Origin of the sequence: Labilibaculum euxinicum, assembly GCF_009795715.1 — a bacterium.
GTDB classification, from domain to species: Bacteria; Bacteroidota; Bacteroidia; order Bacteroidales; family Marinifilaceae; genus Labilibaculum; species Labilibaculum euxinus.
In genome coordinates this window covers 19,593-44,821 of record NZ_WTCR01000021.1, presented here as the reverse complement: position 1 = coordinate 44,821, position 25,229 = coordinate 19,593, and the positions used below count along the sequence as shown (strand labels likewise).

At 33.2% G+C, this 25,229-nt stretch carries 22 protein-coding genes; 12 read left to right on the top strand and 10 right to left on the bottom strand.

Annotated features, from left to right (window positions below):
- Positions 1-124: 124 nt before the first annotated feature.
- Complete coding sequence (locus GQR60_RS20460; RefSeq protein ID WP_124993290.1) at positions 125-226, top strand: bacteriocin class II family protein; 102 nt, start codon at positions 125-127, stop codon at positions 224-226.
- 280 nt (positions 227-506) lie between these two features.
- Positions 507-1,370 carry a sensor histidine kinase gene (locus tag GQR60_RS19400; protein ID WP_124994529.1) on the top strand — a complete coding sequence of 288 codons (864 nt, stop codon included), beginning with the start codon at positions 507-509 and terminating at the stop codon, positions 1,368-1,370.
- A 53-nt stretch (positions 1,371-1,423) separates the two neighbouring features.
- Here the strand turns inward: GQR60_RS19400 and GQR60_RS19395 are convergent, their stop codons facing one another.
- The 3 genes from GQR60_RS19395 to GQR60_RS19385 form a co-directional block, all read right to left on the bottom strand.
- On the bottom strand, positions 1,424-1,753 hold the full coding sequence (locus GQR60_RS19395) for a hypothetical protein (protein WP_124994528.1): 330 nt from the start codon (positions 1,751-1,753) through the stop codon (positions 1,424-1,426).
- 12 nt (positions 1,754-1,765) lie between these two features.
- Entirely contained in the window at positions 1,766-2,788 is a 1,023-nt protein-coding gene (gene ruvB, locus GQR60_RS19390) for a Holliday junction branch migration DNA helicase RuvB (RefSeq protein WP_101311147.1), read from the bottom strand.
- 137 nt (positions 2,789-2,925) lie between these two features.
- Positions 2,926-3,306 carry a response regulator gene (locus tag GQR60_RS19385; protein ID WP_124994527.1) on the bottom strand — a complete coding sequence of 127 codons (381 nt, stop codon included), beginning with the start codon at positions 3,304-3,306 and terminating at the stop codon, positions 2,926-2,928.
- Between the two features lie 856 nt (positions 3,307-4,162).
- On the opposite strand from GQR60_RS19385, the gene rpiB reads away from it, so the two are divergent.
- Positions 4,163-4,603 (top strand): ribose 5-phosphate isomerase B, encoded by a 441-nt coding sequence (gene rpiB, locus GQR60_RS19380; RefSeq protein WP_101311149.1) that lies wholly within the window; start codon positions 4,163-4,165, stop codon positions 4,601-4,603.
- 129 nt (positions 4,604-4,732) lie between these two features.
- The gene (locus GQR60_RS19375; protein WP_101311150.1) at positions 4,733-5,176 is read left to right on the top strand and encodes an RrF2 family transcriptional regulator; all 444 of its coding nucleotides are present in this window, start codon (positions 4,733-4,735) and stop codon (positions 5,174-5,176) included.
- Here the strand turns inward: GQR60_RS19375 and GQR60_RS19370 are convergent.
- The gene (locus GQR60_RS19370) at positions 5,171-5,599 is read right to left on the bottom strand and encodes a VanZ family protein (protein WP_124994526.1); all 429 of its coding nucleotides are present in this window, start codon (positions 5,597-5,599) and stop codon (positions 5,171-5,173) included. The genes GQR60_RS19375 and GQR60_RS19370 overlap by 6 nt on opposite strands.
- 256 nt (positions 5,600-5,855) lie before the next feature.
- Positions 5,856-6,575 (bottom strand): head GIN domain-containing protein, encoded by a 720-nt coding sequence (locus tag GQR60_RS19365; RefSeq protein WP_124994525.1) that lies wholly within the window; start codon positions 6,573-6,575, stop codon positions 5,856-5,858.
- A 189-nt stretch (positions 6,576-6,764) separates the two neighbouring features.
- Between GQR60_RS19365 and hemW the strand changes: the two genes are divergently transcribed.
- Together hemW and GQR60_RS19355 are read left to right on the top strand one after the other, a co-directional pair.
- Positions 6,765-7,901 carry a radical SAM family heme chaperone HemW gene (gene hemW, locus GQR60_RS19360; RefSeq protein ID WP_124994524.1) on the top strand — a complete coding sequence of 379 codons (1,137 nt, stop codon included), beginning with the start codon at positions 6,765-6,767 and terminating at the stop codon, positions 7,899-7,901.
- Positions 7,902-7,956: 55 nt separating this feature from the next.
- Positions 7,957-8,346: a rhodanese-like domain-containing protein gene (locus GQR60_RS19355; RefSeq protein WP_124994523.1), complete on the top strand. Its 390-nt coding sequence runs from the start codon at positions 7,957-7,959 to the stop codon at positions 8,344-8,346.
- Positions 8,347-9,029: 683 nt separating this feature from the next.
- On the opposite strand, the gene GQR60_RS20010 is transcribed toward GQR60_RS19355, so the two are convergent.
- A complete protein-coding gene (locus GQR60_RS20010) occupies positions 9,030-11,273 on the bottom strand; it encodes a hypothetical protein (RefSeq protein WP_191991654.1) in 2,244 nt (747 codons plus the stop codon).
- A gap of 35 nt (positions 11,274-11,308) precedes the next feature.
- Positions 11,309-14,032 carry a TonB-dependent receptor gene (locus GQR60_RS19345; RefSeq protein ID WP_124994522.1) on the bottom strand — a complete coding sequence of 908 codons (2,724 nt, stop codon included), beginning with the start codon at positions 14,030-14,032 and terminating at the stop codon, positions 11,309-11,311.
- Positions 14,033-14,745: 713 nt separating this feature from the next.
- On the opposite strand from GQR60_RS19345, the gene GQR60_RS19340 reads away from it, so the two are divergent.
- Positions 14,746-15,783 (top strand): sensor histidine kinase, encoded by a 1,038-nt coding sequence (locus GQR60_RS19340; protein ID WP_124994521.1) that lies wholly within the window; start codon positions 14,746-14,748, stop codon positions 15,781-15,783.
- Between the two features lie 25 nt (positions 15,784-15,808).
- On the top strand, positions 15,809-16,513 hold the full coding sequence (locus GQR60_RS19335) for a response regulator transcription factor (RefSeq protein WP_124994520.1): 705 nt from the start codon (positions 15,809-15,811) through the stop codon (positions 16,511-16,513).
- Here GQR60_RS19335 and GQR60_RS19330 read toward each other — a convergent pair.
- Positions 16,510-17,214: a ComF family protein gene (locus GQR60_RS19330; protein WP_124994519.1), complete on the bottom strand. Its 705-nt coding sequence runs from the start codon at positions 17,212-17,214 to the stop codon at positions 16,510-16,512. The genes GQR60_RS19335 and GQR60_RS19330 overlap by 4 nt on opposite strands.
- Positions 17,215-17,432: 218 nt before the next feature.
- Here GQR60_RS19330 and GQR60_RS19325 point away from each other — a divergent pair, with 218 nt between their 5' ends.
- The 4 genes from GQR60_RS19325 (at position 17,433) to GQR60_RS19310 (ending at position 20,781) form a co-directional block, all read left to right on the top strand.
- Entirely contained in the window at positions 17,433-17,804 is a 372-nt protein-coding gene (locus GQR60_RS19325) for a carboxypeptidase-like regulatory domain-containing protein (RefSeq protein WP_124994518.1), read from the top strand.
- A gap of 9 nt (positions 17,805-17,813) precedes the next feature.
- Entirely contained in the window at positions 17,814-18,281 is a 468-nt protein-coding gene (locus GQR60_RS19320; RefSeq protein WP_124994517.1) for a toxin-antitoxin system YwqK family antitoxin, read from the top strand.
- A gap of 159 nt (positions 18,282-18,440) precedes the next feature.
- Positions 18,441-19,265: an energy transducer TonB family protein gene (locus tag GQR60_RS19315; protein ID WP_124994516.1), complete on the top strand. Its 825-nt coding sequence runs from the start codon at positions 18,441-18,443 to the stop codon at positions 19,263-19,265.
- Between the two features lie 103 nt (positions 19,266-19,368).
- On the top strand, positions 19,369-20,781 hold the full coding sequence (locus GQR60_RS19310; RefSeq protein WP_124994515.1) for a glycoside hydrolase family 16 protein: 1,413 nt from the start codon (positions 19,369-19,371) through the stop codon (positions 20,779-20,781).
- A gap of 28 nt (positions 20,782-20,809) precedes the next feature.
- Here GQR60_RS19310 and GQR60_RS19305 read toward each other — a convergent pair whose 3' ends face one another.
- Together GQR60_RS19305 and GQR60_RS19300 are read right to left on the bottom strand one after the other, a co-directional pair.
- Positions 20,810-21,400, bottom strand: coding sequence for a hypothetical protein (locus GQR60_RS19305; RefSeq protein WP_124994514.1), 591 nt, complete (start codon positions 21,398-21,400; stop codon positions 20,810-20,812).
- Positions 21,401-21,785: 385 nt separating this feature from the next.
- Entirely contained in the window at positions 21,786-25,223 is a 3,438-nt protein-coding gene (locus tag GQR60_RS19300) for an efflux RND transporter permease subunit (RefSeq protein ID WP_124994513.1), read from the bottom strand.
- Between the last annotated feature and the right edge of the window lie 6 nt (positions 25,224-25,229).

Genomic DNA, 25,229 nt, shown 5'->3' with positions numbered 1-25,229 from the left:
AAAGGTGGTATCAACGAAATGACTGATGTTAGTATTTGTGACGATTGTATCGTGTAAGTACCCAATTGACCAAATCCAAATTTCCTATAGTAAACCTAGTATTGACCAATAAAACCAAACAGCAATGAAAAATTTTGAAATAGTATCTCAGGAAGAATTACAAAACATCAAAGGTGGTATCAACGAAATGACTGATGTTAGTATTTGTGACGATTGTATCGTGTAAATAAGTATCTCTTCAAAATATTGACAAAGTAGTTTGAATAAATTATATTTACTGAGCCCATGAATAATTTTGAAGAAGTATCCACAAAAGAATTACACTTAATTAAAGGTGGTGTAAACGAAATGACAGATATATGTATTTGTGATGATTGCATTGTTTAAATAAACCCAATATATATTTCCAATAAAGATTTTATCAATAAGACTTAGTGTACTTGTTTTTAAATAATGTAAAAAACAAAAGACTAATTAACTCTATTATTGAGACCTAATTCATTTGCATGGAGAGACGTCCTACATATAAAGAACTGGAGCAATTACTAAAAGAAGAAAAAGCTAAAACTGCCAAGGCAGAAGTGCTTAAAAATTCTTTTCTTGCAAATATGTCACATGAAATTCGAACGCCAATGAATGCTATTATTGGTGCTTCAGAATTATTACGTGATGATTCTCTTTCAAAAATAGAGCGAAATGAATTTACTAACATTCTTAATACCAGCAGTAAAGAATTGTTGGATTTATTTAATAGAATACTTGAACTTTCCCAATTAGAAAGTGGTTCTATGAATTTCCACGAATCGGAAATATCAGTTCACACTTTATTTATCCAATTGTATTCTATATTCGAACAGAATATTAATGATTCTCAGAAAAATTTAATTCTAAATTTTACTGAAGATCTTCAAGAAATTAAAATATTCACGGATCTTGACAAATTAACAAAGGTTCTATCCTATCTTCTAGAAAACGCAGTGAAATTTACTGAAAAAGGAGAAATTGATTTTGGTTGCGCAATTCAGGATAGAAATAATATTCTTTTTTACGTAAAAGATACTGGTCCCGGAATTAACAAAAACGAACAAGAACAAATATTTAAAAAATTCACGCAAGTGGATAATTCGTACACAAGAATTTATTCAGGTGCCGGATTAGGTTTGAGTTTATGCAAAGAAATTGTAAACTTTTTGGGTGGTAAATTATTTATAGATTCACACCTCGGACAAGGTTCCATTTTTTATTTTACAATTCCTCTAAAATATTCAGAATCGAACATCATTTTAAAAGAAAAAATTGAAGCTATTTTAAAGCTTAATATTAACGATATATATTCTTTATCTACTATTAAAAAGAATATTGCTATTTAGGAAAATTACTAGGTAATAGAAAGGAGCTTGCTGGTCACAAGCTCCTTTTTTTTTTATTTCGATTTAAAGGATATTTCTTTTAAATTCAATAGGAGGTCAAATACGATTGTAAGTATCAAAAAGTTGAACTTTTGATTCCAGTCGTAGAAAAATCCTGCACAAGCCACAATCATAAACAGAATATTTGCCAAACGCAAAACCTCCAAAATTTTAGATGATTTAACGCTTTCATAATTTAGTGTACTAAATCTGTAAAATACATTAAGAACAAGTCCCAGACTTAAAACAGCCAATCCGTATTTCTCAGCTTGTAAAATAAATAAGGCACCAATAATAATTAGTATTGTTGCAATGGTATAAACAATTGGTAATATTTTATTCATCTGTTCTTGCTATTAAAAAAGTAATTCAGGGTCAGTAAATTTGTTTTTACCCAAATGTGCATACGCCAGAGGAGTTACTTCTCTTCCTCGAGGCGTTCTTTTAATAAATCCTTCTTTGATTAAAAACGGTTCGTAAACTTCCTCGATTGTACCACTATCTTCACCAACAGCAGTTGCAATTGTAGAAATACCAACCGGCCCTCCATTAAATTTATCAATCACAGTATTTAGAATTCGATTGTCCATTTCATCCAAACCGTGTTTATCAATATTTAATGCTTCCAAAGAGAATTTAGTAATACTCAAATCTATATTTCCATTTCCCTTTACTTGAGCAAAATCACGAACCCTTCTTAAAAGTGCATTCACAATTCGTGGTGTTCCTCTGCTTCGTGAAGCAATTTCGCCTGCAGCTTCATGAGAAATCTCTACATTTAAAATTTTAGCAGATCTTTCCACAATTTTAGTTAAAATAGGAAGGTCGTAATACTCTAAGTGACAATTTATTCCAAAACGTGCACGCAAAGGTGAAGTTAGTAAACCCGAACGAGTTGTTGCACCAATTAACGTAAAAGGATTTAATTCAAGTTGGATGGAACGTGCAGCGGGCCCCTTATCAATCATTATATCGATCTTGAAGTCTTCCATAGCGGAATACAAATACTCCTCTACAATCGGACTTAAACGATGAATTTCGTCAATAAACAACACATCGTTAGGTTCAAGATTGGTTAAAAGCCCGGCAAGGTCTCCTGGTTTATCCATTACCGGACCCGAAGTAATCTTTAATCCAACACCCAATTCGTTGGCTAAAATATTTGAAAGTGTTGTTTTACCCAATCCAGGAGGTCCATGAAGCAGCACATGATCCAAAGCCTCTTCCCGCATTTTTGCAGCTTTAACAAATATGCTCAGGTTTTCAACTGTCTTTTTTTGACCTCGAAAATCACTAAATTCAAGAGGTCGTAATTTCTTTTCATACTCTTTTTCGTTGTCCGAAAAATTATTATCTCTGATATCCAAGTGATCCTCCATTAGAAGCAAAATTTGACTACATTCATTTGTAAACAATGAAGTGATTTATACAAAAAAGGGTTACGGAAATTTATTGATAGCTCATCCAGAATAAGATTAAATCCTTTTCAAGGATAAGACTGAAGCTGCAAATTTATTTAAAGATCTAAACTTTTTAGCACTTTAAACAAATTATCAATTTCAAAAGGTTTCGCGATATGACCATTCATACCATTTCTCAGACATTTTTCTTCGTTGGCAATCATGATATCTGCAGTTAAAGCTATAATTGGAATTTTCTGACCATTCTCCAGATTTCGAATTGCTCTCGTTGCATCTAATCCATCCATTTCAGGCATCATGATATCCATTAAAATAAAATCGTAATTGCCTTGTTTAAACATCTCAATTGCCTCTATTCCGTTATTGGCAACATCAATTAAATAACCATATCGTCTTAAAGTAAATTTAACAACGGTTTGATTTAACTTATTATCCTCAACTAATAAAATGGAATAGTTTTTTGTTTCCCAGCTCATATTGTATTTCGTGGATTTTTCAATGCAATGCAAGATAATAAAATCATTACAAAAACCAGATATTTGATCGAACTAATGATTTGAATATATTTCAAGTTTAAAGAACCCAATTAACACTTATCAACAAGTCTAATATTATTATTTATTTTTTAAAATTTCTTAAAAGAATATAATGATTAATATATCCTGTTAATACTGTTGGTAAGAGTTTCCGTATTTTATTGATTTTTAATTAAAATTAAACCTAGTAACAGGAAATGAACAGGTATTGTTAATTTTATCATATTTGATTTTCAGTGAAATACTAATGTTATTAACAAGTTGTTAATAACAATAAATATTAATAAAAATTTATCTTATTGATATTAACAGTCTGTTGAAAACCTGTTGAGAGATGTAAATCTTCAAATGAAAAATAAACTTGTAATGGAATAATATTTTTTCTATACAATCAGGAAATTGTATGATCCAAAGAAAAGATTGTAAAATTTAGTAAGGAAAAATCAACAGTATGTTAACTGAATGTGAACAAAAATGTTGATAGTTGTGATATTTTAATGTAAGTGTCAGATTTACAGCATTATCATTCATTGTTTTTATTCAGTTGGATGTAGATATATTAAAATCCCATTTTTTCAAGCAAATGAGTAATTTTAATTAGTTTTGTATCCTTAAACAATGAAATATTTTTGTGGATTTTAAAGAATAGATTAAAAATTAAACACTTTTTAATCTACTTTATTTTGAAAAATTGCAAATATGAAACGTCCATGCCAAATCGATTTTGACACACAGAGAGATAATTATTTCTGCATTGAAAGTTCGATATGGTAAATAAAAAAGAAATAATAAGTATATGAAAACACTAAAAATAGCTATTGCATCAGATCATGCAGGTTATCAATTCAAGAATAGGCTTGGAGAATTTTTAAAGAAAAACGGTTATTTGGTGACTGATTTTGGTACCGATTCGGAAGCTAGTATGGATTATCCGGATACAGCTCATCCATTAGCAGAAGCTGTCGCGTCAGAGAAATTTGATTTTGGATTTACTCTTTGTGGTAGTGGCAATGGAATTACCATGACAGCAAATAAGCATCAAAAAATTCGTGCGGCATTGTGTTGGAATTCTGAAATTGCTGAATTAGCAAGGTTGCATAATAATGCAAATGTGTGTGGAATTCCAGCTAGATTTATTTCTTACGAAGAAGTAGAAAAGATTGCAAAAATATTTTTATCAACTGATTTTGAAGGAGGTAGACACCAAACTCGAATAGATAAAATTCCTTTAAAATAGAGTGTTATTTTTTTGATAAACAGAATCTAAATAAGGAATTAAAGAATTAAAGATGCTTTATTAGTAGTAAATATTGTTATATTTGTGCTGATTGTTAGATGAATATGAGAGTAATACTAAATAGAAAGAATGTTATCGAATACCTGTAAATATGCAATTCGTTCAGTAATTTATTTATCGCTGAATGGCACAGAAGGAAAGAAAATTGGAATCAAAAAGATTTCGGAAGATTTAGAAATTCCCACTCCATTTTTGGGCAAAATATTGCAAAGTTTAGCCAGACAAAAATTGCTTACTTCAACAAAAGGGCCTCATGGTGGATTTGGTATGGGCAAAAAGCCATCTGAAATAACATTAATGAATATTGTTGAAATAGTTGATGGATTGGATATGTTCGAGAACTGTTTGATTGGTATGAGACCCTGTAAAACACACACAAATAAACAATCACCTTGTCCGGTTCATAATCAATTTGGAAGTATCCGACAAACCATTTATGATTTATTTAATGGAAAAACGATTGGTGAATTAATAGATGAAATGGGAACAGCCGAAGAATTTATTAGTTTATAATATTTTCTTAAAAAAAGATATCTTATTAAAGGGCTTGCGGTTCAACAGCAAGTCCTTTTGTTTTTTTAGCCAAGGATACATTATTATAGCAAAAACACCTCCTAAAATATCAGCGAATAAATCCAAATAATCGCCGCTTCTATGTACGAAATAGTTTTGCTGAAGGTACTCTATTAAGCCTCCGTAAAAGGCAATTAATAATAGTATAATTACTGCATTATAAATACGTTTTAATTTCGTTTGAATACTTAGCTCTGCAAATAAGAAAATTCCCATTATAAAGAACATTCCGAAATGAACAAGTTTATCGAAGTGTGGTATTGATATTAGTGGAGTGTTGGGAAGATCATCTCCAGGAATTGAGCATAGAATGAAAATGACAACTGCCCAAAGAATGTTTCTCCAAAATAATTTAGTATTCATAAAGTTTTGCTGAATTTTATTCAAAGGTAATACGCATTTTTAAGATTTTTATTTTTTCAGGAGAATACTTTCTTTTCTCTTAAAGGAGAATTTTCACTTTGAGGTGATTGTAAAGAAGAAACAATTGATCCGGCATTTGTAAAATAGTGTATATTTATGATATGTAATTTTGAGTGTTTGTAGTTTTATACGGTAATTATTGGATACAAAAAAAGGAATCAATTTGATCCCTTTTTAAGTTAATATGCTGTTTTAATCAGTACTTTTTTAAGCTACCCAGAAAAGAAATATCACTTGTAATTTTAGGTTCGCCCTTGTATTTAACTGAACCAATTCCTGAGATACTTACCCGAAGATCTTCTTCTACACAAACTTTACCACTTCCAACTCCACTAATATCAATACTGCCTCTTTTTACAATCAGATCGTAGGCGCTTACACTTCCTGCGCCGGAAATATCAATTGAAACTTCGTCGCATTTACCAGCTAATTTAATAGTTGAAGCACCACTATTATCAATTGTTAATCGATTGGCCGAAAGTTCTAAATCAGCAGAAGATGCACCGTTTATTTCAATATCTAGCTCATCAAAACGAAGCATTTGATCACACTTTAAAGAAATTGCACCATTGGCTTTTAATCCGCTAAGATGTTTAAAACCAATGTATAATTTTAATTCTTTTGATTTGTAAATACTCTTTTCGGTTGATATATAAAGTACGTCGCCCTTAACCCTGGTTTTAATAATATCCATAAGATTTTCATCCGCAACTACTTTTAGGCTGTAATCATCATCCTGAGAAAGAATAATAGTAAAGGCACCGTTAACTTTAATGGTTTCGAAGGTGCTTACTTCTCTTTCCTCTGTTTGCACATTCCCATTGCCTTTTACTCCATCTGCCTTAGCAGGAAATATACATATAAGGCTGATAAACAGAATCGATACTAATGAAAATATTTTTCTAATTGGATTCATAACTATTATTTTTAGGTATAAGTTCACTTTAGCTTTGTTGATATAAAGACGTTTTGGGAATATAAGTGTTGCATTTTTTCTTAACTGATTGTTTTAGTAGCTAACAAAAGTTAACAAGATTTTTAATTATTCGCTTGTTGAAGAGGAAAATTTGTCAAATGAATTTACCTTGCAGAAAAATAGATTGATATGTCGGGAGTATATTTTCACATTCCATTTTGTAAACAACTTTGCCACTATTGTGCTTTTCACAAAAGTATTTCATTGCAGGCAAAAAATGATATGTTGGAATGCTTAAAGCTTGAATTAAAACTTAGAAAAGGATATTTAGGTGATACAAGTTTAAATACCATATATTTTGGAGGAGGAACACCATCGGTGTATCAACCAAAAGAAATTGAATCGTTGATTGATGAAGTGGTCAAGTATTTTACTATTGATGCTAATGCTGAAATTACATTAGAAGCCAATCCTGATGATCTTACTGAAAAATACCTGCAGGAGCTGGGTAAAACCCGGGTAAACAGACTTAGTGTGGGAATTCAATCGTTTCATGATGAAGATTTGATTCTGATGAACAGAAGACATACCGGTAAAGAGGCTTTTGATGCTATTCGCAGAGCTCAGAGTTTTGGTTTTGACAATATATCGGTTGATCAGATTTATGGTGTTCCCGGCCTGAGTATGGAAAAGTGGAAGGAGAATTTAGAGCTGGTTTTTGACTTGGATATTCAGCATATTTCATCTTATCATTTAATGTATGATCCGAACACAATATTTACAAAAAAGCTGGAAAAAGGACAGCTGGTTGAGATGGATGAAGAAGAGAGTTTTGAGCAGTTTAATTATTTGATTGATGAAGCCAGAAAACATGGTTTTATTCATTACGAAATTTCCAATTTTTCGAAAGAAGGATATATTTCCAAACACAATTCAAGCTACTGGAAACAGAAAAAATATCTGGGAATCGGCCCATCAGCCCATTCCTACAATTTGGAGCAACGAGAATGGAATATTGCCAACAATTACAAATATATAAAGGCAATTAGGGAAGGTAAGAGTTTTTCTGAAAAGGAAGAATTGAGTGAATTCGATCGTTTTAATGATTTTATTTTGACTTCGCTTCGAACTTATTGGGGAATGGATTTGGAATTGGTGCGTAAGGATTTTGGCGAAGATCTTTATCAGCATTGTATCACAAAATCTAAAAAGTATCTTTTATCTGATCATGTAAGACAAGAAAATAATTGTATCATTTTAAATGATAAAGGTGTGTTTGTTTCCAATGATATTATGTCCGATTTTTTTTGGATTGAAGAAGAATAATAGAATGTAAATACAAACGTTGTTAAAGAATATATAAATTACAATTCTATTTTGGATGAAAGCAATTACTTCTTTTTTACTTGTGTTTATTGTATTAGGCATTTCAAATGTTTATTCGCAAAACGATTCAATTCAGGTTTTGAGTCCAAATCATTTTAACAGGGTATTACAGCTAAATCCAGACGTTGTACTAATAGATGTAAGACCAAAGAAGGAATTCAAAAAAGCTCATATTAAAGGCGCTTATTTAGCTCAAAATTCTGAGGTGTTATTTCATTTGATTGATTCTTTGGGAACATCGAAAGTATACTTGCTTTATTGTAAGTATGGTGAGCAAAGTGTTGATGCCGGGAAGATGATTTACGAAAAGTATAAAATATCTGTTTGTTCCCTGGAAGGAGGATTGGATGCCTGGCTTCAGGAGGGAAAAGAAATTGAGAATTGATATTATTTCTGCAGCAATAGGTTCAAACAGATTTGGTTTGAGTGATAGGACAGAGTCAGGTCTGTAATTCTTAAATTGTTTTGGTACTATTTCTTAAACAATTGTTCAATTCTAAGTTTAGATTGTAAGAATTTCTGCAGCAATAGGTTCAAACAGATTTGGTTTGAGTGACAGGACAAAGTCAGGTCTGTGATTCTAAAACTGTTTTGATACCATTTCTCAAACAATTGTTCAATTCGAATTTTAAATTGTAAGAATTTCTGCAGCAATTGGTTCAAACAGATTTGGTTTGAGTGACAGGACAGAGTCAGGTCTGTGATTCTAAAACTGTTTTGATACCATTTCTCAAACAATTGTTCAATTCGAATTTTAAATTGTAAGAATTTCTGCAGCAATTGGTTCAAATAGATTTGGTTTGAGTGAAAGGACAGAGTCAGATCTTTAATTCTTAAATTGTTTTGGTACTATTTCTCAAACAATTGTTCAATTCGAATTTTAAATTGTAAGAATTTCTGCAGTAATTGGTTCAAATGGATTTGATTTGAAGGAGTAGGGCTGAGATAGATCTGGCAATTAGAGATGTCTTTCAAAAAATTGGAACATTCTAAACAGAGAAATAGAAACAAAACAAAAGGCAGATCTTCACGGATCTGCCTTTCCTAATTATCTGAATTTATAGTGAACTATTGTACAATAGTAGTTCCGTTGTAAGCTTTGTTCAAAGCATCCGACAACCAAGTTGGTTTTGCAGTACCAGCACCAGCACCTGTTGCATCAGCATTTTCGGTAACAGTTAGACCAGTAATGGCTTTTACATCGTTACCAGTTCCCATATCAACAAATTTGACATTGGTAACAACAATATCGCCAGCATCGATTCTAGCATGTGCGGCAGCATCTTTTGTTGCGTCATCAGCATAGAAATAGGCTTGAGCTTTGTTAGCTGCCAATCCGCCAATTACAATGTTATCAATGTTCATTTTACCAGCACCTTCTTTCAAATAGAATGGTTTTTCGCCCATTCCGTAAACAGTAAGGTTTTTTAAAGCAGCGTTGGTCATAGGAGTTGCAGTACCGTTATCACCATTGTTTGATCCTTCAATTCCTGATTTTGTAGAATTGATTGATAACCAATACTCTCCGGTTCCATTCCATCCGTCAGCGAAATCAATTCCATCATCTTCACTGTCAACAGAAACAAAGTGAGTAGCGTTTACAGTTCCACCAAAGAATTCCATACCATCATCACCACCTTTATAGGATACGATATAATCAAGAACAGTAGCAGAACCAACAGCGAATAAAGAAAGTCCGTTAAACTCTTTAGTATCGGTATATTTATAACCTGTATATTCCAAACGCAGGTAAGTAATGCTTCCTGAATTATCATCAGCAACATCGCCGCCGTAAGTTAAACCGGAAACCTCAGCACCAGCACTTGCATCGGCTTTGTTGGTTGGAGCGTATCCGCACAATACCAATCCACCCCATGCTTCTGCTTCTTCTTTTGCGCAAGTCATAACAACAGGAGCATCAGCAGTACCATTTACAAAGATTTGAGCACCTTGTTCAACAGCGATATAACGAACTGCAGCATTGGCCTGAGTTACTTCCGAAGCGATAATTACAGTTCCTGCAGGGATAGTTAATTTTGCACCTTTTTTAACAATTACAGGACCATCAAGAATATAAGTAGTATTGGCATCTAATGTTTTATCTGATGTGATATCTTCGTTTAACACCAAAGTAGCTTTTACTGCATCACCAAAAACAGTTGTTGTTGCATTAATTGTATTTAATGCGTCCGGCATCCAGTCTGGTTTGTTGATACCATTACCAGCTCCACTAGCAGAAAAGTTTTCTGAAACGGTTAAACCAGCTACAGTCTTAACTGTATTTCCTTCACCCATGTTTACGAATTTAACGTCGGTAACTTTAATATCACCAGCATCAATTCTAGCATGTGCGGCAGCATCTTTTGATGCATCATCAGCATAAAAATAAGCTTGAGCTTTTCCGTCTGCTAAACCACCAATAACGATATTATTGATATTCATTTTACCAGCACCTTCTTTCAAATAGAATGGTTTTTCGCCCATTCCGTAAACAGTAAGGTTTTTTAAAGTAGCATTGGTCATAGGAGTTGCTGCTCCGTTATCGCCGTTGTTTGATCCTTCGATACCTGATTTTGTTGAGTTGATTGAAACCCAGTACTCTCCGGTTCCAGACCATCCGTCAGCAAAATCAATTCCATCATCTTCACTGTCAACAGAAACAAAGTGAGAAGCATTAACGGTTCCACCAAAGAACTCCATACCATCATCACCACCTTTATAAGATACGATATAATCTAAAGTAGTTCCAGAACCAACACCGAATAAAGAAAGTCCGTTGAATTCTTTTGTATCGGTATATTTATAACCTGTATATTCCAAACGCAGGTAAGTAATGCTTCCTGAATTATCATCAGCAACATCGCCGCCGTAAGTTAAACCGGAAACTTCAGCACCAGCACTTGCATCAGCTTTGTTGGTTGGAGCATATCCGCACAATACCAATCCACCCCAGGCTTCAGCTTCTTTTACATCACTGGTCATTACAACAGGTGAATTAGCAGTACCATCAATATTTATTTTTGCTCCTTGTTCAACAGCGATGTAGCGAACTTCGCTATTTGCAGAGGTTGGTGTTGTGGCTTCGATTCTTGTTCCCGCGGGAATTGTTAAAGTAGCTCCCGATTTTACAAGAAGTTTTCCTGATAACTTGTAAACTTTGCTGGCATCTAATGTCATGCTTTCGGTAACATCCCCCTTAAAATTTTCAACTGTAAATTTATCAAGCGGGTTGTCAGTCCCATTGTCATCATCTGAACAACTTGATAAAGCAATTATAGAAATCGCTAACATCGATAACAATAAATTTTTCATTTTTTCTTTTTTTTTAATTATAAAATGGAATTTTTTTAAAATGTATAGTTTACTCCCAAACTGAATTTCACTCCTTTTTTATGGTGTTTAACTAACCAGTTTTGGGTTTCGTTTTCCTGAATTCTATCTATATTCTGGTTTAATATATTTTTTACAGAGAGGCTTACACCGAACTTTTTTAATTTTGATTTTACAACAAAATCAAGATTGTGAATTTCCTTGTCTACCTGATTTCCCAGTGATGCATATCCAATTAGATTTAATCGGTCAGAAACATAATTGTAGGAAATGGTAGAGGTTATTGAATTAACAGTGTTCCAAGAATATTTATAACTTAAATTTGCATTTGCAATAAGCGGAGCAGCACCTTGTAATTCTTCTTTATCTTTATTGAAATTTGCATTTACAAGACCTTGAGATTGTTCGTTAATTTTTTCACTATCCAATGTCTGCTCAGTTTTCATTAAGGTAAGATTGGCAGTTGTGTATAATTTTTTAGCAGAATTTCCGGAAGAAATTGTGAGAATATCTTTTTTAGCTTCCAGCTCTACTCCATATACATAAGCCCAATCTCCTGTATTTGCATAGGTAAAATCGTTACTGGCTGATGCCATTACAAATTTGTTGATTGGGTCGACGATGTATTTACCAAAAACAGCAGCAGAAAATAATTCATTTGGTTTCGGGTATACTTCCCATTTCAATTCTCCATTGTAGTTTTTTGAAGGAGTTAAATATGGATTTCCTAATGATTCTTCGTCTTTATCTTGAAATGAGAATAAGGCAGTTTCTTTAAATTGCGGAAGCGTATAAGTTACACCTGCTGCAAATCGCAGGTTCGATTTATCAGTTAAAGCATATCGTAAAGATAGATCCGGTAATACGTTTAATTCCGTAAAATCATTTTTATCGCTTCCTAAAGCCGTATTGTATTCAATTTGCTGATAAACATTTTCAAGTCTGACTCCTAATAAAAGCAACAAGCGGGCAGTAAAGTTGTATTCCAAGGAAGCAAATCCGGCATTGATAGTCTGTTTTCCATCGTAGGTATCAAACACTATAAAATGACTTGATCTAACCCTTAAGTCAAACAGTTTATTTTGGAGACCTTCATTGTTAAAATAGGAATCAATATCATCAACATTAGTAAGTCTATTGTTCAAAATTTTATGATTGAACTGAACGGCTTCAAAGCTTCTTGTTTTGAATTTTCCAGAATAACCTACACTTAATTTTCCTTTGTAACCGGCATCTTCAAATCCTTCTCCAAATTTGTAATCCAGATTAAAATTCCCAGCTATTTCATCCTCCACCAAGTCATGATAATATCTGCTGTTATTGGCCGGATCGTTGGTTGCAAATTCTTTTTCTGTATCAGTACCATTTTCCATGGTAATATATCTCCTGTCAGGTACAACGTTGTTTACGTTGTTATAGGTAACTCCCCAATGAATATCTGTTTTAGAATTCAGTTTATGATCTCCCAGCAACTGATTTACGAGTACGGTGTTTTTTTCATATTCCATTTTACGAACAAGTGCGCCCTCTTCAGCCAAATCTTTAATGTATCCTGTGCCACTTCCAATCCAATCTTCCGAAGTATTTAAGAACATTGAGTTCAAATAAATATTGGAATTGCTCCAATTGTAATTTAAATTGATCATTCCGGTTGTTTGAGTATCGTATTGGTACTCCTCACCGGTTAAATCCTTTCTTAAATCATTGCTGCCGTTTATTTTTCTTTCGGCAAGTTCTCCATAGTAGTATTCGTTATCGAATGACAATGTTCCAAAAACATTTAGCTTTGAATTTTCAAAATCGAAAGTTTTTCCTCCCGATAAGGCTAAACCTAAATTCGGATAGATTGTTTTCTCCTGAGGATTCCATTTGTTCTCAAATTTGTAATTTGAAAAATCAGTTGGATAATCTGAGTTATAAAATCCTGTCAAATTAGGTCCGTCACTCATATAGAATTTATCAGCATCCAGTGTGCTTGAGTTCAAACCTGTTTTTACACCTACCTTAAAAAAGTTTTCACCACTATGCTTTTTCGAAACAATATTGATGTTGGCACCGGCAAAATCACCTGATAAATTCGACATTGAAACTTTTTGAACATCAACAAATTCAATAATATCGGTTGAAAATAATTTTAAATCGATATTTTTAAACTGAGAATCGTTGGATGGTAAAGGCAATCCGTTTAGGGTGGTTGAGTTGTAACGATCCCCCAATCCACGAACGTTTAAACCATTAGTTCCTTCTTGTTTTGAAATTCCCGTAATTTTAGCAGCTGCAGCAGCAGCATCGGAAACACCTTGGTTGGCTAATTCCTGAGCACCAATAGATTGTTTAATTACTGCAGATTTTTTCTGATCCAACAGCAATACAACTTCAGATTCTCGTTTCGCTTTGGCAAACACCTTTACATCATTTAACTCTACTGTTGAAGATCCCAATACAAAATCCACACTCACCGGGTTTCCCTCATTAACGGAGATGTTTTCTTTTGATAAGGTTTCGTAGGAAATAAAGGAACATTTAAGAGTTACAACGCCAGCTGGAATATTTGGCAGTGAATAATTACCGTCAAAATCGGTTACGGTTCCAATAGTAGTACCGTCTACATATACCGATGCTCCAATTAATGCTTCTCCGGTTTTTCCATCCTTCACATTTCCTGTTGCGCTTCCCTTTTGCGCAAATACACTAATTGATGAAATGCTTAGTAATAAAACTAAGATTACTTGTTTAATCATTTTTTGAAAAATAAGTCAATACGTTTTTACTTTCTAATCACATTGCGATGTTAGGGAAGAACTGTGATTAGAATGATAAGTGCGTTTTAAATAAAAATTATCAAATTAAACTGCTGGTGTTAATTTTAAGTTAGGGATTGATTCGTTTGTAAAACAAATGTGAAGTGAATGTAAAGATGATATTTACATTGATAATTGAGCCAGTAGGTAAGTCAAATGTAATTAGTGTGTTATTTATATTTGCTTCGTTATTATTACAATGAGATTGCGAAATTATTACAGTGTTTTTTTAAGACAGTTTTTTTGATTTATTTATTTTTTCGAGTAAAAATGATCGAAAATTTCTCACGAAATATTTCTCACTTTTTTAAGACGAAATTATCGGGCTTAATTATTTTTATGTCTTAATTATTAAGATTTTATTAATATTTAAACAATTGAACTACAATAAGATTAATGAAAACTTAACATAGATTTCAAAGATTATCTTACTTTTATTTAAATATTTGCTGATCGAAAAAAGAGTGATTCAGTAATCCTTATTTTACGTCATTATTGTTGGTTTACTTACTTTAAATAGCGTTTTAAAATTTATATGAAACGTCTGTGACAAGGATATTTTGACACACGGGGGATAATTATTGGTACATGGCAAGTTCTCCCGATAAATTCGGGACAGGCTATATTGCAATTAAAAAACATATTATTATCATATGAAATTGATTTCATCAAAAAAGGTTACAGTCTATCTAAGTTTATTTACTGCATTGCTAAGTATATTACTATACGGGCTCACCTATTTTTTACCCTTTAATTTGTTGTATCTGATTATATTTACAATTATTACAGGTTTGCTGGTTTATTTCATGACAAAGTATCTCGTTGATCGATTTTTATATTCTAAAATCAGAATACTTTATAAAACAATTCATGATACTCAGTTAATTGATAAGGATTTAGCTGAAAAAGTTCAAAATACTGATGCTTTGCATGCCGTGGAAATGGAAGTGATGGAATGGAGCGAAAACAGGGGATCGCTGGTTTCACAATTAAAAAAACAAGAGAAATACAGAAAAGAATTTATTGGTAACGTCTCTCATGAGCTTAAGACACCTATCTTTAATATTCAAGGTTATGTTCTTACCTTGTTGGATGGAGGTCTGGAAGATCAATCCATAAACAGAATGTATTTGGAGCGAACTGAGAAAAGTATCAATCGTATGATTACAATTGTTAAGGATCTGGAAGTTATTTCAAAACTGGAATCAGGAGAATTAAAATTGTGTTTTGAGCGGTTTAATATCGTCGATTTGATAAATGAGGTGCTGGAGATGCAGGAAATTAGAGCTAAAAAGAATAATATAAAGCTCGTTTTTGCGCAAGAGAATGATAGTTCTAAATTTGTGTATGCAGATAAAAAGGAAATTTTCCAGGTTGTAAATAATCTGCTTGTTAATTCTATTAAATATGGAAAAAACAAAGGAACAACGCATATTGAAGTAATGAGTATGGATAAAACGTTTCTGATTGAAATTCGGGATAATGGTATCGGAATTGAACCTGATAATCTTCCCCGGATTTTTGAACGTTTTTTTAGAGTAGATAAAAGCCGGTCCCGAAATATGGGTGGTTCTGGATTAGGACTTGCAATCGTTAAACACATTATTGATGCTCATAACCAAACTATTAATGTTAGCAGCACGTATGGTGAGGGTGCAAGTTTTACATTTACACTGGACAAAGCAAAATAAACAAAACTAAATAACCAAAAGTATAATGGAAAGCAGTAATTACAAGATTTTATTAGTAGACGATGAATCTGATATTCTTGAGTTTTTGAGTTATAATCTGAAAAAAGAAGGTTTTCAGGTTGCCACAGCTGGAAATGGCGTTGAAGCCATTGAAAAAGCTAAAAAATTTCATCCCCATTTAATTATTTTAGATGTGATGATGCCGGAAATGGACGGAATTGAAACATGCGAAAAAATCCGTTCGATACCCGATTTTCAAGATGTGTTGATTTCTTTTTTAACTGCACGTGGAGAAGATTATTCTCAAATTGCCGGTTTTGAAGCAGGAGCTGATGACTATATCAATAAACCAATTAAACCAAAGGTATTTATAAGCCGGGTAAATGCTCTTCTAAAAAGATCAGGACGAATTTCTGATGATACTTCGAATCCATCAACCCGATTAATTACGATTGGGAATTTATCGATTGACAGGGAGCGTTATCTAATTATTCAAAATGGAAATGAGTTCTCATTGCCAAGAAAAGAATTTGAGTTGTTATTATTGTTGGTATCGCGTCCGGAAAAAGTATTTACCCGCGATGATATTTATGCGGCCATTTGGGGCGAAAAAATTATTGTGGGAGATCGTACAATAGATGTACATATTCGAAAATTGCGTGAAAAAATTGGCGATCGTTTTATTCAAACAATTAAAGGAGTAGGATATAAATTTGTTGATGTAGATTAGGCATATGCCAGGGTGGCGATACTAACTTTTGCACCCTCGGCTTTTAATAGGGCATGAGCGCACGCCTCAAGGGTTGATCCTGTGGTTACTACATCATCAACCAATAAAATGTGCTTGTTAATTAGATTCGATGGCTCTATCAGCTCAAAGATGTTATCCACATTTTGCCATCGTTCTAATTTGTTCTTTTTAGTTTGTGATTCGGTATGAATCTTTCTGATTAAATTTTTTGAATCAGTAGGTTTCAGCATCGATTTTCCAAGGCCAAGAGCTACTAATTCTGCTTGATTGTATCCTCTTATTTTTTCTTTCTTTGGATGCAGTGGAACAGGAATAATAACATCAATATCTTTAAAAAATTCTGAATTTTTTAGACTTTCACCAAAGTGTTTTCCCAATGCAAATCCAATTTCTTGTTTATTGTGATATTTCAATTTGTGAATTAACTTCTGAAACTGACTCCCTTTACTAAATGTATAATACGAAGCGGCATAATTAATATTTACTCTACCCCAAAACAATATCGAGACAGGATTGTTTTTATTCAGATGAAAATCAGTCTTGGGTAAATGAAATAAACACCTGGTACATATTGTTGTTTCATTTTTAAAAAGATAACTACCGCAAGCCTCGCACAGTCTGGGGTAAAACAAATTGAGGAAATCATTAAACCATGTTGATATAGAAAGTTTTAATGTCATGTTATTTGAGCTGTAATAATTTCTCAATAAAAATTTAACTCTTACTTAATGGTTTGATAAGTTTATTCTAATCTCTTTCAGATTATACTGAGCTATATTTGTTGTGAAAAGAGAATGGTAAATAAAAGAGTTATTAATTACCTTCTAAAATAAGAAAATTAAGTTAATTAAAAAATATTTGAAGATTGAATGTTCATATTAAACTGAAATCAAAAAAAATGAAAAAATTAGTATTCCTTTTTGTTGCGCTACTTGTTTTAGGTCTTGAAAGTCAAGCTGTAAATGTAGTTACGCCTGTGGGCGATAAAGAAATGGAAGTTGCCGAAATGGCAGCCATGACAACAACGAGTTTAACTGGTGTTGTTTTGGATAATGAAACTGGTGAAGCATTAACAGGAGTTGCTATCCGTTTCGAAGGATCAAATGAAACAGTTTACACAGATTTTGACGGGAATTTTAAAATTGCCAATGTTGTTCCAGGAAATTACAACATTTTATCAAGTTACATTTCTTATAATGATAATAAATTAAAAGATGTAAATGTGAATGGTGTAAATAATGTTATTCGCCTGGTTCTTAAAAAGGATTAATTTTTATAGATGAGTAGAAAATTACCAATTGTTTTAGGCATTTTATTTTGTCTGATTACAAATCACTCTATTTCCCAGGTGATTAAGGAAGTTGAAGGATTGTATTACAATGCCACCGGAGATTTGTATACGGGAACATATACCGAATTTTACGAGAGTGGTAACAAACGAATAGAAATGAATTTAGTAGAGGGAAAGCGAAATGGAAAAATTACGCTTTACTTCGAAAATGAAAAAATTCAGGAGGTTCGTTCTTATTCGGACGGACTAATGGATGGTACCTGGATTACCTGGAACGATAATTCTGTAAAAATTGCGGAAGCAACTTATAAACGGAATAAAAAACACGGGAAATGGTATATTTGGGATGATAATGGTGTTAAAAGATACGAGATGGAATATAGTGAGGGTGAGAAAGTTGGAACCTGGTATATTTGGGATGAAAATGGAAATCTTCTAAAAGAACGTAAGTTTTAGTAAATTCACAATAATAGTTCTCTGAAGTCGCTTAATGAAAATTAAGCGGCTTTTCTCGTTTATTCTAATTGTTTGTAATGAATACATGAAAATTGTTAATAATTTTGCAATAGAAGCGTTACACTATAACAATAGTAATCTGAAATAGAATAAAATTTAATGAATTCCTTTTTCCAAATAGTAGTAAATGTTAAAAACCGACTGGTTCAATTTTTCAGTTTTCTTTATTCTGAATTTGTTGGTTTTTTGAGAAGGAATAAATATGGTGTGATGGGCACACTCGCTTTTCACATGCTTTTGATTATACTGCTTCTGGCCTTTAAACTGAATACGAAGAGAGAATTTTTAGAATCGGAAATTTTAATTGATATTCCTCCCGAAGTGGCCGAACAGTTTCTAAAAGAAGAGAAGGAAAAAATTGAAGAAGCCCTCGAAGAAAAAAAATCTGAAATCTCTAAAAGCGTAGACGAACTTCTTCGCTCAATTGCCGTAAACCAAAACGTTGCAAAATCGAAAACGGATCCAAAACGAAACGTCGATAAAATGATTGAAGAGATTCGAAAGGACTTGGATGATTATAGTTCCGACGATGCTGCAGATGGTTCAGGGGACTTAAAAGAGTTTAAAAAGGATAGTTTGACCGATGCCGAGGCAAAAGAAAAACAGAAGCTTTTAGATTCTTTGGAAAGTATTGAGTACAGTGGTCCAAGCAGTGTTTATTACAGTTTAGAGGGCAGGCATAAAATCTATTTGCCTATTCCGGTATTTAAATGCGAAGGCGAAGGCTTGGTTGTTGTTCAGATTGCTGTTAATCAGGCAGGAAGAGTGATCCAATCCAAAATTTTGAAACAAGAATCAGGAGTGCAGGATAATTGTTTATTTGATGCTGCATTACAAGCTTCCCGAAAAACCAGATTTAATATCAGTACGAGTAGTCCTCAGCAGCAAATTGGTACAATTACCTACCAATTTGTAAAGCAATAAAACTGTTGTATTGGTTTACTGATATAGCATAAAAATATATTCTTGATTATTAAGCAATAATATATAAATTGGAAACTCATTTTATAAAAAAAATAATTTCGCTATGAGCTTTTTTTTAGCATACAAACTTCACAAAGCTTCTGATACTCTTGGTATTGAAAATAATAGAGATACTCTTAGAAAAGACTTTGAAGACTTTAAATCTTTTTCTGTTTCGGAGGAATTGAAAGATTATTATGATTTGGAAGCCTATATTCAGTCTGAGAAATTCAAATCAAACAGGAAAACAATAGAAAGTAAGTGCTATAAAAAGAGTGATCTTTTTAAGGATGAAAAGGATTTTAAACGTTTTCAGCGATCTAAAAAATTCAAGACTTATTTTCGATTAAAAGGTTCTAATGAATTAGCCACTTTTGAACTAACCAAAGTATCAGATGAAATTGCGCGATTCAAGGAATTAGATTCTATTGTTCACTCTGCAGATTTTAATAAGAAAGAACAATTGGAAGAATTGAAGGAGTTTAAGCTGATGAAAAGTTCTCAGCATATTAAGGACTTTTTTAAGTTTGAAAAATCGAAATCCTATAAAATTTATAAAGAGCTTGAGGATTCGAAAGAACTGGAAGAGTATTTGAAATTAGAGGAAAAGATTAGTTCTGATGAATTCCGGGAAGAAAAAGCTGATTTGCTGGATAAAAAGAGATTCGAAAAGACCGATGATTATAAGAAGCTTCAGGAATATCTGGCTCTGAAAGAATCCGACCGATATAAAAAGTACTTTGAGCTTAAAAATAAAAATCCGTTTGAAGAATTAAAAAAATGGGAACTTAGCTTTTCTGAAGAATTTGATTCCAAACAATTGGATGAAGAGAAATGGATCAATAAATATTTTTGGGGTGAGGAATTGCTGAATAAGGGATATAGTTTAAATTCAGATTTACACACTTTCACCGAAGGTAAAAATATAGATCACTCGGCTTCTTCAATTCTACTGCAGGCGCGAAAAGAAAAACATCAAGGTTTGTTGTGGAACCCAACAATGGGTTTTGTGCCTAAAGAATTTGATTACACATCTGCAATTATCAATACCGGAAAATCATTTCGCCAAAAATACGGTCGGTTCGAAGCCAAAATAAAGCTTACAAATCCAAATCAGGTTATGCATTCATTCTGGATGGTTGCTGATAAAAATTCTCCTCATATAGATGTTTTAAAGACTTCCGGCGATGGAAAATTGTTGATAGGAAACTATTGGGGGAGTGAAAGCCAAATTCATTCAAAACATTTTAAAATAAAGGGAATTGACCTTTCGAAAGGTTATTTTATTTACACCTTGGATTGGAATAAAAATGAATTGGTTTGGAAAATAAATGATGTGGTGGTAAAAACTCAGACCGAAGGTGTTCCGCAAGACCCAATGTATTTAAATTTTAGTATGGGCATTACAAAAGAACAGGCAAACGTAAATGCTTCCCTCGAAATAGATTGGGTACGATGCTACAAAATAAAGGAATAAAAAAAGTGCCCCGGTTGCGGGCACTTTTTTAATTTAATGATGTTCCTACATTAAATACACTAAAGTAGTTATCTATTGAATCGGCAAGTTGAGATTTCAGGTCATCCAATTCTTCTTTTTCCATTTCTTCTTCATCCCAATAGGTAAGGACGATATTAAGGTAGTCTTTAATTAGTTCAGGAGATGTTTCAAGACCCAGGTCGCTTCTTAGCAACAGATTAAACTCGGCAAACCACAATAAGGCTATTTTGTGTTCATGAACAGTCCCTTCAACAAATGAACTTAAAGATTTAAATTCCAAAAATTTCTTGATGGTTCGTTCTGAAGCTAAATAATACAATTTGGTTCCTAATTCCAAAAATTCTTTCTGTAGTTTTTTAAAATTACTTTTACTTTTCTTTTCGCACAATATCTTCATGAAAAATGCATTAATCCGAAGAAATTCCTCACGTTTTTCGTTAGAATTATTTGCAGAAGTATGAGATTTGCTCAATTCATTTTTTATTTCAATCTCACCAGAATCCCTTGTGGTATTTCTCCTTTCCTGAATTAAAAAGGAAATTAAGAAAGCGAGTGCCGCCAAGCTTAAAATCTGTAATATCATTGAAGTGATTTCCATGAGTAGTGTTATTATAAAGATGGTTAATATAGCAGAATGTCTGTAACAAGTTTGTAATGAAAAATTTACGAATTATTATGTTCTTACACAAAACAAGAATGTCCGTTTTTATTTATCTATGTTTTTATTGGACAAACAGGCTGTTTTTCGAGACTAAAAAATGATTTTAAGTTTTTATAAATTTCCCAGTAAAATCAATAGAATCAGGCCTTTTCAGATTATGTTTACAGGTCATAATTTATATCATTTTCCTTTGGTTATTCAATCTTTATTTTGAAGCATAAATGAAATATTAGTTATCTTCAATTAAACAGTACGAGCATATGATATTTTATAAAAAAAAAGCTGACCCTTTGGCCAGCTTTAATTGGATGAATAAAATAAACTATTTTTTAGAAAACATATCGTATAAACGATGTTCAATTTGAGTTGAAAGGCGGAACATGACCGGCGCAATAATTAGTGTTAAAAAAGTTGCAAAACTAAGTCCGAAAATAACAGTCCACGACATAGGTCCCCAAAATGCAGTACTATCGCTGCCGAATGATAATTGCGGATCGAATTCACTAAACAAAGTGAAGAAATCGAAATTCATACCTACGGCAAGAGGGAACAGACCAAGAACTGTTGTGATTGCTGTTAGCATAACCGGACGTAATCTGGTTTTACCTGCTTTTGCGATACAATCAACCTCTTCGGCAGAAGTCAAATATTTGCGTTGGCTTCTGTCAATGGTCTCTATTTTGCGTTTCCGAAGCAAGTCAATGTAATCAACAAGCACAATTCCGTTGTTTACAACAATTCCGGCAAGTGAGATAATACCGATTCCCGTCATTAAGATGACGAATGGCATATTGAAAATACCTAAACCAAGGAATACACCGATTGTACTAAAGAGTACTGTAATCATTATAATTAGCGGCTTAACTGCCGAATTAAATTGTGTAACCAATATAAGGGTAATTAATGCAAGGGCAATTAATAAAGCCTGAGTTAAAAATGCTGATGTTTCATCCTGTTCTTCCTGTTCTCCGGTTAACTTGTGAGTGTATCCTTTTGGCATTTCGGAATCGGCTAAAACTTCCCTTATTTTAGCATTTATTTCATTGGCATTAAACCCTTCTTCTACGTTTGAGTAAATTGTAACAACACGTGTGTTATCAATTCTATTAATTCTTTCGTAGGTTGAACCATAGTTGTAGCTTGTAACAGCCGATATTGGAATCTGAACCATTTGGTTACTTACCGGACTCATTACATTAATTTTCTGGTTCATAAGAGAGGGAACGTCATATCTGTATTTATCTGCCAGACGGAGCATAATGTCATATTCATCTTCACCATCTTTAAATTTGGATACTTCCAAACCATATAAGGAATTACGAAGTGCACGTGCTACCTGATTAGTTGATAAACCAAAGCGTCTCACCTTGTCCCGATCGATATTAATCAGCATTTCTGGTTTTCCCTGATCCAGATCTAGTTTCAATTCTTCAATACCGGCAATTCTTTCGTCATCTATTTTCTGTTTGATACGATTTGCCTGAATCAACAATTGTTCAAAATCATCACCTGAAACCTCAATATTGATTGGATGTCCAACAGGGGGACCTTCAGAATTTTTTTCAACAAATATTTTAGCACCGACAAAACCTTTAAAATTTGCAGTTAGTTTCTTCATTAATTCGGAAGTACTAACTCCACCTCTTTGTTTGTATTCAACGAACGAAATACTTGTTAATGATTTATTTGCTGAACGGGAACCTTCAAACATGCCGCCTTTACCTGAACCAACATTGGTTGAAATGGAACGAATGATATCTTTATAGGGTTCCATTGTTTTCTTTACAATTTTTTCAACCTCAACGGAAATTTCGTTGGATTTGTGAATATCAGTTCCCAATGGAAGTTCCATAGTAACGTAAACAGACTTGGGATCGTTATCCGGAAAGAAAACGACTAAAGGCTTGGTTCCAAAATAAAACATGATGGATACAATCATTAAAACAAAAGTTCCAAGAAAGAAAAGTAAGGGACGAATACCTTTAAGTGCATACCTCAGGGTTCTTTCATACGAGTTTTCGAGTGCAACCAGAAATTTTAACTGAAACCAACGTGCAAAAGGTTTTAGCACCAATAAATTTGTTACGATTAGTAAGCCTATGCATGCCAAAAGATTTGCCATGATATAAGTATCCAGTATTCCAAATGCTTTTGATACGTAGAATGGAAGTGAGGCAATTAGGAAAGATCCTGAAATAATAAGGTACTTTTTGGCGTCAATCTTTTTCGAAATATTATCGATTTTTACAAAACTAGCTGTAAATACAGGATTAAGAATTAATGCCACAAACAGCGATGATGACAATACGATGATTAAGGTAATAGGCAGGTATTTCATAAACTCACCCATGATTCCACCCCAAAGCAATAATGGGAAAAATGCGGCAAGGGTTGTTGCTGTTGATGAAATAATCGGCCCTGCAATTTCACTTACCCCTTTTTTGGTCGCTTCTAGTTTCGAAAGGCCTTCTTCATGCAGACGATATACGTTTTCGACCACAACAATTGCATTATCAACAAGCATTCCCAATGCCAAAATCAAAGAAAACAGAATCATCTGATTTACTGTATATCCCATTTGATTGAGAATAATAAACGAGATAAACATCGACATAGGAATTGCTAAACCTGAGAAGAGTGCGTTGCGCAATCCCATAAATAAATAAAGGATCAGGATAACCAATAACATTCCCATAATAATGGAATTTTCAAGGTCGCTTACCTGACCACGAACATCTTCAGATGTATCATCGGTAACCGTTACCAGCAATCCTCGTGGCAAATTCCCCAACTCTTTCTCTTTCGAGATAATTTTATAGATTTCATCGGTTGCAGCCAAAAGGTTTTCACCGGATTTTTTAGAAATTGAGAGGGAAACTACGGGATTGTTATTCAATCTTGAAATGGAAGAAAGTTCTTCGTATCCATCTTCAATTTCGGCAACATCCTTAAGATAAACCACTTTACCATTGGTAACTTTTACAATAGTATTTTCGATTTGCTGCATGTTGGTGTAATCGGCACTGGTACGAATGCTTCGCCGGGTGTTATCAGTGATTAAAGTACCTGCACTCACTGTAACATTTTCATCGCTGATGGCAGTCTCAATATCCTGAAAGGAAACACCGTTTGCTTCCATTTTGTGCAAATCGGCATTGATCTTAATTTCTCTTTCATCAACCCCTTTAATATCAGCCTCAGAGACTTCAGGCAAGGCTTCAAACTTATCTTGAAGATCTTCTGCAAATTGTTTTAATTCGTTCAATCCAAAATCGCCCGAAAGGTTAATGTTCAGGATTGGAAAATCAGCAAAATCTATGTCTTCAACAATTGGATCCGTATCCAAATCATCAGGTAATTCGCTTAAAGATTTGTCTACTTTGTCTTTTGTATCCTGAAGAGCTTGTTTTACATTTACATCAGTGTTAAACTCAACAACAATCAAACTCATATCCTGATAGGAGGCAGAAGACATTTTCTTAACTCCTTTTAAGGATTTTAACTCCTTTTCAATGGGTCTGGTTATCAGATTCTCGATATCAACCGGAGAGTTTCCCGGATAAGGAGTTGAAATTAGAATGTTCGGAATCACTACTTCAGGAAAATATTCCCGAGGCATACTTTGGTACGAAAACCAACCAAACATGCAGAGAATTGCAGTTAGAATAAAAATGGAATTCTTATTCTTTAATGCTCCGAATGTTGGTTTAAACTGCCTTTGATTTTCTTCGGCAGCGCCTGTATCTTTGATTTTATCCATTTTATT